We start from the raw sequence: 13,188 nt of genomic DNA on the forward strand, positions 1-13,188 counted from the left end.
AATAAATCGAATATTCCTGTTGCATTCCCCAATTCTGGAATCTACATTCCATAAGCGGATCAAAACGGAACGCCATGTTCCTGCCTTGTGTCAGGGCGCCCGCTGAGTGACAGGCACCACCGTGACGGCACACCACCTCACACAATGAAATGATCCTGCTTGCGCCCATAGAGGCACTGAAACGGGATGCCGAGACGCCAATCCGGCAGCCCGTACTGACAACGACAATAATCAGAGACGTCAGGAGTCATCGATGAACCACGCCAATTCACACGCTCATCCAGTTCCAGTCCATCCCCGTACCGGAAAGCCCCGCCACGAAACGTCCCGCTTTCGTCGCATCACCGCCGGCATCGTCACGGCTCTGCTGGCAGCCTCAGCCGCCAATGCCGTGTGGGCAGCGGACTCCGAGCGCTATGTCATGATCACCCATGGACAGAACTCCGACCCTTTCTGGTCCATCGTCAAACGCGGTGCGGATGATGCTGCCCAGGCGCTTGGGGTCAAGGTCGAGTATCGCGCTCCCTCCACCTTTGACATGGCCAAGATGGCGCAATTGCTGGATGCCGCAGTGGCCTCTCAGCCCGATGGCCTGATCATTTCATTGACCGATGCCGATGCACTGGGCGAGGGCATCAAGAATGCGGTGGACCAGAAGATTCCCGTCATCACCATCAATTCCGGTGGCGACAAATCCAAGGACGTCGGTGCTCGCCTGCATATCGGTCAGAGCGAGTATGAGGCTGGGCGTGCTGCGGCTGAGCGCATGATGGACAGTGGTGCCAAGCACGGCCTGTGCATCAACCAGGAACAGGGCAACGTGGGTCTGGATGCCCGCTGTGCAGGCTTCATCGAGGGGTTTGACGGCAGTGCAGACGAGCTGGCGACCAGTACCGATCCGACCGAGATCAAGAATTCCCTGGTGGCATATCTCAATCAACACAGCGAGATCGACTCGATTCTGGCTCTGGGGCCCCTCAGCTCTGAACCCATGCTCAAGGCCATGCAGGAAGCCGGTGCCACCCAGAAATTCCAGCTGGGCACCTTCGATCTCTCTCCCGACATTCTCGCTGCCGTCCAGGCCGGGGAAATGAACTTTGCCATTGATCAGCAACAGTACCTGCAGGGCTATCTGCCGGTGGTCTTCATGCATCAGTACCACCTTCACGGTCTGATGCCGGCTGGCGATGTCGCCACAGGGCCGGGATTTGTGACCGCCGAGAATGCCGGTCAGGTCATCGAGCTGTCAGAGCAAGGCATTCGCTGAGCTCTCCCATCTGGCAACACTTTCATTTCCGTGAGATGGCGCCTTCCTCGAGGAGGCGCCAGGAGAGAACATCATGACCGATCACGCCATGAGCGCTGTTTCAGAGACGGATGACGAGCGCCTCCGCCGCGTTCACCCCTTGAAAGCCGCACTGAAACGCCCCGAATTCGGTGCCATTGCCGGCACTATCCTGGTATTTGCCTTCTTCTCTGCCGCGGCCTCAGGGACCGGGATGTTCAGCCTGGCAGGCATACTCAACTTTCTGGAGGTCTCCGCTCAGCTGGGGATCCTGGCCATCGCGGCGTCATTGCTGATGATCGGAGGGGAGTTCGATCTTTCCCTTGGCTCCATGATCGGCTTTGCCGGCATCCTGATCGCCATCCCTGCCGTGCAATACGGTTGGCCACTCTGGTTGGCCATCACCTTCGCCTTTGCCAGCGCCGTGCTGATCGGCTGGATCAACGGCTATCTGGTGATGCGCACCGGCCTGCCCTCCTTCATCGTGACCCTGGGGTTCCTGTTCATTCTTCGTGGCCTGGCCATTGGCCTGACGCGCTGGACGACCGGCCGCACTCAAGTCGGGGGCATTCAGGAACTGGCGGATCACGATTGGCTGGCCCCGCTCTTCTCCGGCGAGGTATTCACCGGCCTCTTCAGCTGGATGGCGGCGCAGGGCTGGATCGCGACCAACTTCGCGGGCAACCCTAGCGTCACGGGTGTACCGATCTCCATCGTCTGGTGGATCGTGCTGGCCATCGCCGCGACCTGGCTGCTGCTCTACACGCGATTCGGCAACTGGATCTTCGCGTGTGGCGGCGACGTGAATGCCGCTCGCAACGTCGGCGTCCCGGTCATGAAGGTCAAGATCGTGCTGTTCATCTTCACGGCTGTCGCCGCCACCATCTTTGCCTGCCTGCAGGTGATGGATACGGGGTCGGCTGACACGACGCGCGGACTGCTCAAGGAACTGGAAGCCATCATTGCCGTGGTCATCGGCGGCGCTCTCCTTACCGGAGGCTATGGGTCTGCCGTAGGGGCCGTCTTCGGTGCGCTTATCTTCGGCACGGTCCAGATGGGCATCTTCTACACCGGGGTCAACACTGACTGGTTCAAGGTCTTTCTCGGCGCCATGCTCCTGATCGCGGTGCTGTTCAACAACTACGTGCGCAAGAAAGCCCTGGAGGCCAAGTGATGACTGCCAATGCCAACCTGCAACAGGCGCCGGAACAGACCACGACCGCCGCCGATCGCGCCAGAGGTAACACCCCGAAAGCCGCTGACACTCGCACGCCATTGATCGAGATGCAGGCCGTCGACAAGCACTTCGGCAATGTGGTCGCTCTCTCCGACATTTCGCTGAAAGTGTACGCAGGCGAAGTCATGTGCCTGCTGGGCGACAATGGCGCCGGCAAGTCCACCCTCATCAAGACCCTGTCAGGGGTACATGCCCCGACCCACGGTGAGCTGCTGCTCGAGGGCACCCCTGCCAACTTCACGACACCAGGTCAGGCGCTTGATGCCGGCATAGCGACGGTCTTTCAGGATCTGGCGATGATTCCCCTGATGTCGATCACCCGCAACTTCTTCATGGGACGTGAGCCCACCAAGGGGGTCGGCCTCTTCAAACGTGTCGACTGGGCATTCGCTGACCGTGTCGCGCGGGAGGAAATGGCCAAGATCGGGATCGATGTCCGCGATCCGTCCCAGCCGGTGGGTACCCTGTCCGGTGGTGAGCGTCAGTGCGTGGCGATCGCAAGGGCCGTCTACTTCGGTGCCAAGGTGCTCATTCTTGACGAGCCGACCTCGGCACTGGGGGTCAAGCAGGCGTCCAAGGTGCTGCGCTATATCGCACAGGCTCGCAATCGAGGGCTCGGGGTCATCTTCATCACGCACAACGTTCATCATGCCTATCCCATCGGCGATGCGTTCACCCTGCTCAAGCGCGGTACCTCTCTGGGTAGCTGGCGCAAGGAAGACATCACGCGTGAGGAAGTGCTCAACATGATGGCCGGCGGCGAGGAAATGGCCAGCCTGGATGCGGAACTGGCGGAATTCCAGCGGATGGACGCCGCCACGGTGGCCTGACACGGCATCATCGCGCCGGTCACGCTGCAGCAGAGACGTGGAGGCTGCTCCAACGCCTCGACGTGCACCGATTACTGTCAATGCCGGTCATCACCGGCCTATATCAAGGGACATGCCAATGACGCGCCACTCACCTCACTCACCTGACCTGGATGTCATCTGCCTCGGCCGCGTCGCCGTCGACCTCTATGCCGAACAGATCGGTGCGCGCCTCGAAGACGCCACCAGCTTCAAGAAATATCTGGGCGGCAGCTCCGGCAACATGGCGTATGGCACGGCACGCCTCGGACTCAACTCCTCGATGCTGGGTCGCGTCGGCAATGAGCAGATGGGCGAATTCCTGCGCGAGGAACTCGCCTCGGTCGGCTGCGATGTCAGCCATCTCAAACGTGACCCCGAACGTCTGACCGGACTGGTGCTTCTGGGCATCAAGGACAAGGACCAGTTCCCGCTGCTCTTCGTACGCAACGACTGTGCCGACATGGCCATTGATGAAGATGATGTGGACCCGGCGTTCATCGCTCGAGCCCGCGCCCTGGCGATCACCGGCACCCACCTTTCCACTCCCCGCACCCAACGTGCCGCCCGCAAGGCACTGGATGCCGCACGCGAGGCTGGCGTGAAGCGCGTGCTGGATATCGACTACCGCCCCGTACTCTGGGGGCTGACCAGCATCGGGGATGGCGAGACGCGCTTTGTCGCGGACGAGAGTGTCAGTCAGCACATGGCCCGTTGGCTGGGTGACTTCGACCTGATCGTCGGCACGGAAGAAGAGTTTCATATCGCGGGCAACAGTACCGACACGCTGGACGCGCTGCGCGAGGTTCGCCGTCACAGCGATGCCGTGCTCGTGTGCAAGATAGGGGCACGCGGCTGCGTCATCTTCGAGGGCGACATCCCACGACATCTGGAAGACGGCATTCTGGTCGAGGGTGTCAAGGTCGAGGTCATGAACGTGCTTGGCGCCGGTGATGCCTTCATGAGTGGCTTCCTGCGTGGCTATCTTCGCGATGAAAGCTGGGACACTTGCGGTCATTATGCCAACGCGTGTGGCGCATTGGTCGTGTCTCGCCATGGATGTGCACCTGCCATGCCCACGGAAGCGGAACTGTTCGATTACCTGAGCCGCCGCGAGTCCGTGCCACGCCCGGACCTTGATGATCATCTGACCCATCTGCATCGCGTCACCACTCGTCGGGTAGCGCACTGGGAGAGCGTGCTGGGGCTGGCATTCGATCACCGTCGTCAATTCCTGGACATGGCACGCGATGTCGAAGGCGACCCCGAGCGCCTGCCACGCCTCAAGCAGCTACTGGTAGAGGCCACCCGCAGCGCGGCGCAACAGGCCGGTATCCAGCGCCCTGCCATTCTCTGTGATGATGTCCTGGGACAGGATGCGCTCAATGACACGGCAGCACTGGACTGGTGGGTAGGCCGTCCGGTCGAGCTCCCCAGCTCGCGGCCTTTGCGCTTCCAGCATGGAGATGACATCGGTAGCCAGTTGCGACGCTGGCCGCGCCACCACATCGTGAAGTGCCTCGTGTTCTATCACCCGGACGATGAGGCCACGCTGCGCCTCGATCAGGAAGCCCGCCTGCGCCAGCTGTATGACGCCTGCTGCATGTCGGGGCATGAGTTGCTCATCGAAGTCATCCCGCCACGTCAGGCAGACGCACCCGCCTGCGATGAGACCACCGTCCCACGTAGCCTGGAGCGTCTCTACAACCTCGGCATTCGCCCGGACTGGTGGAAACTGCCCGCTCTGACGACGCAAGGTTGGGAACGCGTCAGCCGAATCATCAGCGCTCGCGACGCCTGGTGTCATGGTGTCGTGCTGCTGGGGCTTGATGCGCCGATCGAAGAGGTCAAACGCGGTTTCGAGCAGGCAGCGCGTTTCCCGATCTGCAAGGGGTTCACCGTCGGGCGCACCCTGTTCACTGCCCCCAGCCAGGCCTGGCTGTCAGGCAGCATTGACGATGCGACCCTGATTCGTCAGGCCGCTGACAACTATCTCGACTTGATCACCCATTGGCAGCAGCTGCGTGATGCCCATTGCGGCGCAGCGGATGTCAGTCCTGCCACACCGCTCGCAGAAGGAGTCCTGCAATGAGCCCCGTTTTCCACTCGGCGGCGGCGCCGGATACCGTGCGCCTGACCGTCGCCCAGGCACTGGTGCGCTACCTGAGCCGGCAATACATCGAACAATGTGGACAGGAAGTCCCCTTGTTCGGTGGCTGCTTCGCCATCTTCGGCCACGGCAACGTGGCGGGTCTTGGCGAGGCCTTGCACGCCGCGGGCGATGATTTCCCCACCTATCGCGCCCACAACGAACAAGGCATGGCCAATGCGGCCATTGCCTACGCCAAGGCCAACAATCGCCGTCGCATCATGGCGTGTACCTCGTCCATCGGGCCTGGTGCCACCAACATGGTGACGTCTGCCGGGCTTGCTCATGTCAATCGGTTACCGGTGCTGTTCCTGCCCGGCGATACCTTCGCCAGCCGCGCACCGGACCCGGTGCTCCAACAGGTCGAGCACTTCAATGACCCGGGCGTGAGCGTCAATGACTGCTTCCGCCCCGTGTCACGCTTCTTTGACCGCATCACGCGACCGGAACAATTGCTGACCAGCCTGCCCCAGGCGCTGGCCACGCTGCTGGACCCCGTGGATTGTGGCCCTGCCACCCTGTGTCTGCCACAGGATGTCCAGACGCTTGCGTTCGAATGGCCGGAAGACTTCTTCACCCGTCGGGTGCATCACATCCGTCGCGCTCCCGTCGCCCAGGAAGAGCTGGTGGCAGCCCTGGACACACTGCGCACAGCCAAGCGGCCACTGCTGATTGCCGGGGGTGGCGTGCATTACAGCGAGGCGTGCGAGGCCCTCGCCGCCTTTGCCCAGCAACACGGCATTCCAGTGGTCGAGACACAGGCAGGCAAGGGCGCCCTGCCCTGGGACCACGCTCGCAACATGGGCGCAATCGGTGTCACCGGCGCGGCCAGCGCCAACCAGCTGGCACGTGAAGCCGACGTCATCATGGCCATCGGATCACGGCTTCAGGATTTCACCAGCGGCTCTCGCACGCTCTTTGAAGCCGCCGGCCAGACACTCATCAACCTCAATGTCGGTCGCTTCGACGCCGTCAAGCATGGCGCACGGCAACTGCAGTGCGATGCCCTGCGGGGGCTTGAGGCCTTGACGGCAGGGCTGGGTGACTGGAGCGCGCCAGACAGCTGGGTGCAACGCCAATCCGGGCTCAAGCAGGAATGGGAAGCGGTCCGCGAGAGCGTGATGGCTAATCAGGGGCTCTCGCTGCCAACCGATGCCCAGGTGCTCGGGGCCGTGAATCGTCAAGCGACAGATGACACCACGGTGGTCTGTGCTGCCGGCGGCTTGCCAGGTGAGCTTCACAAGCTATGGGCAGCCACTGTCCCCGGCAGTTATCACGTGGAATATGGCTTCTCATGCATGGGCTATGAACTGGCCGGCGGGATGGGCGTCAAGATGGCACGCCCGGAGCGGGACGTCGTGGTTGTGGTCGGCGATGGCAGCTACCTGATGCTCAACTCTGAGCTTGCCACCTCCGTGATGCTCGGCCACAAGCTGACCGTGGTAGTCCTCGACAACCGTGGCTTCGGTTGCATCAACCGCCTGCAACACGCGACAGGCGGCGCCGGCTTCAACAACCTGCTCAAGGACTGTCGCACCGTTCCGGAAGGCGCTCCCAAGGTGGACTTTGCGGCGCACGCTCGTGCACTGGGCTGTCAGGCCGAACAGGTCACGGGGATTGGCGAACTGGACGCCGCGCTCGAGCGTGCTCGAACCTCATCGACGACCTACGTCATCGCACTCGACACGGACCCATTGCCCTCCACCCAGGAAGGCGGGCACTGGTGGGAGGTTGCCATTCCCGAGGTCAGCGAACGTACTGAGGTCCGTGACGCCTATCAGGGCTATCTGTCGCACAAACGCCAGCAAGCTCGCTGACGCATTTCAGGGCCGGCCAACCGCCATTGCGGCATCCGTTGGCCGGCCTGGACGATACGCCATCTCTCGGAGGCCACCGTGCCTCCCTGCACTCTCGATATCTCAATATCTCGAAGAAGGATACCGCCATGAGCATTCGCCTGGGCATCAACCCGCTGACCTGGACCAACGACGACCTGCCAAGCCTCGGCGCGGATACCCCGCTGGAGGTCTGTCTTGCCGAGGGGCGTCAGGCCGGTTTCGCAGGCTTCGAGCTGGGCAACAAGTTCCCGCGCGAGGCGCAGGCCCTGTCTCGCGCACTCGGCGCGCACGATCTGGCTCTCGTTTCCGGCTGGTATTCCAGCCGCCTGCTGGAACGCAGCATTGACGAGGAAATTGCCGCGCTGGATGACCACCTTCAGCTACTGAAAGCCTGCGGCGCGACAGTCATGGTGTACTGCGAGGTCAGTCGTTGCGTGCACGGTGACCAGGACATGCCTGTCTCGCGGCGCCCGGTCATGAACGACGCCGATTGGCAACGACTGACCACCGGGCTGGATGCCGTGGCACGCCACATGGCAGACCAGGGCGTGGAGATGGCCTATCACCACCATATGGGTACCGTCATCGAGAGCCAGGCCGACATTGAACGGTTGATGGCGTCCACCACACAGGTACGACTGCTGCTGGACGCCGGCCACCTGACCTATGCCGGTGGAGACCCCGTCACCATCGCCGAGCGCCACGCGGACCGCATCACCCATGTGCACTGCAAGGACATTCGTCTCGCCGTCATGGATAACGCCATCAACCGTGACAAATCCTTTCTGGATGCCGTACTCGATGGCGTGTTCACCGTGCCGGGGGATGGCGGAATCGACTTCGCCGCGTTGTTCGCCGTACTGGCACGCAAAGGCTACGGCAAGGATACAGAGCGCTGGCTGGTCGTGGAGGCCGAGCAGGATCCCTCCGTTGCCGACCCGCTGACCTACGCCACTCTGGGCTACCAAAACCTCTCCCGGCTTGCCCGGGACGCAGGCCTCATCAACTGATTTCACCCTTTTCAGACATCGCCACTCCTCCTGAACAAGAAGCAAAGGATGCCTCATGCAACAGTTACATCACTTCATCAACGGTCAGATCCAACCCGGCGACAGTGGTCGCAATGCGGCGGTCTTCAATCCTGCGACCGGTGAGCAGTCCGCCAGTGTCGCGCTGGCCAGCGCCGAGGAAACTCGCAGTGCCATCGCGGCCGCCAGCGCCGCCTTCCCTGGCTGGTCGAATACCTCGGCGCTCAAGCGCTCACGCATCCTGTTCCGTTTCAAGGCACTGCTGGAAAAGCACAGCGACGAACTCGCCACGCTGATCTCCCGCGAGCACGGCAAGGTGCATTCGGATGCGCTTGGCGAGGTGACTCGCGGCATGGAAGTCGTCGAATTTGCCTGCGGCATGCCTCACCTGCAGAAAGGCGAGCACTCGCTGAACGTGGGTACCGGGGTGGACAGCCACTCTCTGATGCAACCGCTGGGGGTGTGCGCGGGCATCGCTCCCTTCAATTTCCCGGCCATGGTGCCGATGTGGATGTTCCCCATCGCCCTGGCCACCGGGAATACCTTCATCATGAAGCCGTCCGAGAAAGATCCCTCTGCCCCGCTGCGCATGGCGGAACTGCTGACGGAGGCCGGTCTGCCGCCGGGCGTGTTCAACGTCGTCAACGGTGACAAGGAAGCCGTCGATGTCCTGCTGACCGATGAGCGTATCGAGGCCGTGTCCTTTGTCGGCTCCACCCCGATCGCCGAGTACATCTATTCCACTGCCTCGGCACATGGCAAGCGAGTCCAGGCCCTGGGCGGGGCGAAGAATCACATGGTCGTGATGCCAGATGCCGATCTGGATCAGGCGGCGGATGCTCTGATGGGCGCGGCGTACGGCAGTGCTGGTGAGCGCTGCATGGCGATCTCCGTCGCAGTCCCGATCGGCGAGCAGACCGCAGAGCGACTGCGCGACAAGATCCTCGAGCGCATGGCCACCCTGCGAGTCGGCCCCGGCGAAGTCGAGGGTCAGGAAAATGACATGGGACCGCTGATCTCCCGCGTACATGCTGACAAGGTCATCGAGTTCATCGACAGCGGTGTTGAGCAAGGTGCGGAGCTGGTCGTGGATGGCCGTGACATCACGGTGCCCGGACACGAGAACGGCTATTTCGTGGGCGCTACCCTGTTTGATCATGTCCGCCCAGACATGCGCATCTATGCCGAGGAAATCTTCGGACCGGTCCTGTGTCTGGTTCGTCAGGAGTCGCTCGATGAGGCGATCGCGCTCATCAATGCCCACGAGTATGGCAATGGCACGGCCATCTTCACTCGCGACGGTGATGCTGCCCGCCAATACACCACTCGCATTCAGGTCGGCATGGTCGGCGTGAACGTGCCGATCCCTGTACCGATGGCATTCCACAGCTTTGGCGGCTGGAAGCGCTCTCTCTTTGGCCCGCTTCACATGCATGGCCCGGATGGCGTGCGCTTCTATACCCGCATGAAAGCCGTCACCACCCGCTGGCCTGACGGTCTGCGCAGTGAAGCCAGCCACTTCACCATGCCGACACTCTGATCCACCACTCTCAGGGTCGGGCATGACAGCGTCATGCCCGACCGCTTTTCATCGCGCCTTGCCAGACCGGCAAGGCACATGACCGCCATGGAGGCACGTCATGACGCACAACATGAAAGTGGGTGTCTGTACCTGGACCTTCGGCCCGCTGCCGATCGAGGATATCTTCGCGCGGACCGCACGCCTGGGGTTTGACGGGGTGGAACTGCATGGCGATCTCGACGCCTTCACACCAGACATGATCCGCGCCCTTTGCCAGACGCATGGGCTGGAAGTGTTCTCACTCACGCCGGGAGATTGCGATCCCGCCTCCCCCGACGCGTCGGATCGCGAGGCTGCCGAGACCTACTATCGACAGCTGATCGACTTTGCCCAGGCGCTCGGCGGCGCGCGAGTCTCACTGCACGGACTCGTGGGGCGAATCCGTCCCGCGGATGGCAGCGATCAAGACAGCGAATATCGCCACTTGGTCGAGGCACTGAAACCACTCTGTGAGTACGCCGCCGAACGCAGTGTGCCCTTGGTCTATGAAGTCCTCAATCGCTACGAATCCCACCTCATCAACACTGCAGCCCAGTGTCGCAGGCTCATCCAGGACATCGGTTCTCCCCAGCTCAAGGTATTGCTGGATGCCTACCACATGAATATCGAGGAAGCTGATCCCGTGCGAGCGCTGGCCGAGACTGGCGATCACCTAGGGCTTTATCACGTCGCCGACTCCAATCGCGGCGGTATCGGTCAGGGGCATAGTCAGCTGGCGGATCAATTCACCCAGCTGCGGGCCATGCAATACGCCGGCCCGATCATCGTCGAGGCACCTGCCATGGGCCCTGACCCCTTCACGCCGGTCAAGACGGGCGATTATCTGACAACACTGGAAGATCAGTTGTCACGCAGTGTCTCGGCGCTTCGCCAGCATTTCGCGCTTGACGTACCTGCCTGAGCCTTCAGGCGCCTTACCTCCCATGGAGTGATACCTCATCACCTGCATGGGCATAACAACATCGCGGGCAGCGAGTCACGCCAACCCACTCGTCTGCCTGTTGCCATCTGCGCGGGACGCCTTCACGTCCCAACGCTGGAGATTTCACATGACTGCCAAGCTCTCGCCCGACAGGGCCGGACATTCCCTGTCACGTCAGCAACTCGGCTATCTGATACGTATCACGCTGATCGCCACTCTAGGCGGGTTGCTCTTCGGTTATGACACCGGCGTCATCTCCGGAGCCATCGGCCCCATCGCTGAATATTTCCAACTGACACCCGCCGAAAAAGGCTGGGCGGTGTCCTCCGTCGTCATCGGCTGTATCGCAGGGGCCATCAGCGCCGGCTGGATCTCCATCAGATTCGGCCGACGCAAGGCCTTCCTGATTGCCGCCATCTTGTTCCTGCTCTCCGCCATCGGCTCGGCCACAGCGACTGATTTCCACTATTACACCCTGTGGCGCATCATCGGCGGGATGGCGGTGGGGCTGGCCAGTGTGGTCGCGCCGATGTACATCTCTGAAATGTCCCCCGGGCATCTGCGAGGTCGCACCGTCAGCCTGTTCCAGCAGTCGATCGTCTTCGGACAGATGGTGGTGTTCTTCGTGAACTACTTCATCGCCAAGGGCATGGCCGAACACTGGATGATCGACCATGGCTGGCGCTGGATGCTCGGGTCCGAGGCCTTGCCCGCCTTGCTGTTCGGCGCATTGCTGTTCTTCATTCCGGAATCGCCACGCTGGCTGGTGCTGAGAGGTCGTCCCGAGCAAGCCCGCAGCATACTGAGCCGCTTCACTCCTGCCGAAGACCTGGACCAGACACTCAATAGCATCATCACCTCCTATCGTGACTCCTCGCGGGACAATCTCATCAGTCTGCGTGAGCGCGGCCTGCTGGGGCTGGTGATACTCGGTGTCTTCATCGCCAGTGCCCAGCAACTGACCGGCATCAATGTCGTCATGTATTACGCGCCGGACGTATTGTCCTCGGTGACCGCCAGCAGCGAGGATGCCCTGCTGCAGACCTCGATCATGGGTGTCACCTTCGTGGGCGGCAACCTGCTGGGGATGTTGTTGATCGACAAGGTCGGGCGTCGCCCACTGCTGATTGCCGGCAGTATCGGCAGCATGATCGGCATGTGTGCATTGGGCATCATCATCGGGCGAGATGCGGTGGGCTATGGCGCGCTGTTCGCGCTGATCGTCTACGTGGTGTCCTTCGCCATTTCCTGGGGCTGTGTCTGCTGGACACTGTTGTCGGAAATCTTTCCCAACGCGATTCGTGGACGCGCCATGGCGCTGGCCGTGGCTGGCCAATGGTTCGCGGGTTTCATGGTCACGCAGACCTTCCCGATGCTGCGCGAGAGTGACTGGCTCAACCACCTGTTTGGCAGCGGTTTCAGCTTCTGGCTCTATGCCGTGCTGACGCTGATGAGCCTGCTGGTGGTATTGCGCTATGTGCCGGAAACCAAGGGCAAGACCCTGGAAGAGCTTGAGAACATCACCGGCACTCGCCTCAGCAAACGTCGGCGGGCGCTCGCCAGCACGAGCTTGAGCAGCTGACGGCCATTGGTGACGCCCAGCGTCGTCTGGGCATCATGACCCATGTGCCCAATGACACATGAGTTGCATGCCACATGAGTTGCATGCCACATGAGTTGCATGCCACATGAGCTCCTTGCCGACCACCTGATCACGTGGCCTTGGCAAGGAGCTTTCCTGTAGGGATCCCGGGTGGGGAAAATTCAGAAGCACAGCACAGGGCACCCTCCTGGCATTGCACATGCGCTCAATACGCCATCTGCCCCACGAAACCGGCCTCATCTCGAATCCCTACTCGATTACCATCCGGGTCATGCAGATGGATCGTCCTCCCCCAGGGCGTCTCTTCGATCTCGGCCTCGATCCCCCATGCCCTGACCTCCGCCAAGGCCTGTTCGATGTCGCTGACATTGAAGCGCAGCTTGGCGCTACCTTGCTCGGGACTCTTGCCTCCCTCAATCGCCCTTCCGCCCTGCTCGATCATCAAATATCCGTCTCCATAGGCCAGGCAGGTCAGCCTGAAACCGCCATCTTCCTTGCTGAAAAGAAGCGGCAGTTCAAAAAGGCCCTGGTAGAACGCGACACACTCATCGAACCGCTCTGTATTCAATATCAGGCCATACCGTGCGACGTTATGCTTCATCCCTGTTCCCCTGGAAGCAGCTCGTGGTTTCTTGAGCATGCCACCGATGACAAGGCAGGACGATGTCGCTTTCACAAGAATACGCTCCCGCCGGC

At 61.6% G+C, this 13,188-nt stretch carries 10 protein-coding genes; 9 read left to right on the forward strand and 1 reads right to left on the reverse strand.

What is annotated here, in order from left to right; all coding sequences use genetic code 11:
• The first annotated feature begins 253 nt into the window (after nucleotides 1–253).
• From QD228_RS13230 to QD228_RS13270, 9 genes are all read left to right on the forward strand, one after another.
• Nucleotides 254–1,267 (forward strand): sugar ABC transporter substrate-binding protein, encoded by a 1,014-nt coding sequence (locus tag QD228_RS13230; protein ID WP_279875820.1) that lies wholly within the window; start codon nucleotides 254–256, stop codon nucleotides 1,265–1,267.
• 73 nt (nucleotides 1,268–1,340) lie between these two features.
• Nucleotides 1,341–2,459 carry an ABC transporter permease gene (locus QD228_RS13235; RefSeq protein ID WP_176426449.1) on the forward strand — a complete coding sequence of 373 codons (1,119 nt, stop codon included), beginning with the start codon at nucleotides 1,341–1,343 and terminating at the stop codon, nucleotides 2,457–2,459.
• Between the two features lie 110 nt (nucleotides 2,460–2,569).
• Nucleotides 2,570–3,352, forward strand: coding sequence for an ATP-binding cassette domain-containing protein (locus QD228_RS13240; RefSeq protein WP_084209753.1), 783 nt, complete (start codon nucleotides 2,570–2,572; stop codon nucleotides 3,350–3,352).
• 118 nt (nucleotides 3,353–3,470) lie between these two features.
• Nucleotides 3,471–5,462 carry a 5-dehydro-2-deoxygluconokinase gene (gene iolC / locus QD228_RS13245; protein ID WP_176502606.1) on the forward strand — a complete coding sequence of 664 codons (1,992 nt, stop codon included), beginning with the start codon at nucleotides 3,471–3,473 and terminating at the stop codon, nucleotides 5,460–5,462.
• Nucleotides 5,459–7,336, forward strand: coding sequence for a 3D-(3,5/4)-trihydroxycyclohexane-1,2-dione acylhydrolase (decyclizing) (gene iolD / locus QD228_RS13250; protein WP_279875821.1), 1,878 nt, complete (start codon nucleotides 5,459–5,461; stop codon nucleotides 7,334–7,336). The genes iolC and iolD overlap by 4 nt, the downstream gene beginning before the upstream one ends.
• Nucleotides 7,337–7,464: 128 nt before the next feature.
• Nucleotides 7,465–8,367, forward strand: coding sequence for a myo-inosose-2 dehydratase (iolE, locus tag QD228_RS13255; protein ID WP_279875822.1), 903 nt, complete (start codon nucleotides 7,465–7,467; stop codon nucleotides 8,365–8,367).
• A gap of 55 nt (nucleotides 8,368–8,422) precedes the next feature.
• Nucleotides 8,423–9,925, forward strand: coding sequence for a CoA-acylating methylmalonate-semialdehyde dehydrogenase (locus tag QD228_RS13260; RefSeq protein ID WP_279875823.1), 1,503 nt, complete (start codon nucleotides 8,423–8,425; stop codon nucleotides 9,923–9,925).
• A gap of 100 nt (nucleotides 9,926–10,025) precedes the next feature.
• On the forward strand, nucleotides 10,026–10,868 hold the full coding sequence (locus QD228_RS13265; RefSeq protein ID WP_279875824.1) for a sugar phosphate isomerase/epimerase: 843 nt from the start codon (nucleotides 10,026–10,028) through the stop codon (nucleotides 10,866–10,868).
• A gap of 148 nt (nucleotides 10,869–11,016) precedes the next feature.
• Nucleotides 11,017–12,471, forward strand: coding sequence for a sugar porter family MFS transporter (locus tag QD228_RS13270; RefSeq protein WP_176493103.1), 1,455 nt, complete (start codon nucleotides 11,017–11,019; stop codon nucleotides 12,469–12,471).
• A 226-nt stretch (nucleotides 12,472–12,697) separates the two neighbouring features.
• Here QD228_RS13270 and QD228_RS13275 read toward each other — a convergent pair whose 3' ends face one another.
• Entirely contained in the window at nucleotides 12,698–13,093 is a 396-nt protein-coding gene (locus tag QD228_RS13275; protein WP_279875825.1) for a VOC family protein, read from the reverse strand.
• Between the last annotated feature and the right edge of the window lie 95 nt (nucleotides 13,094–13,188).

Origin of the sequence: Cobetia sp. 3AK, assembly GCF_029846335.1 — a bacterium.
Lineage (GTDB): Bacteria > Pseudomonadota > Gammaproteobacteria > Pseudomonadales > Halomonadaceae > Cobetia > Cobetia marina.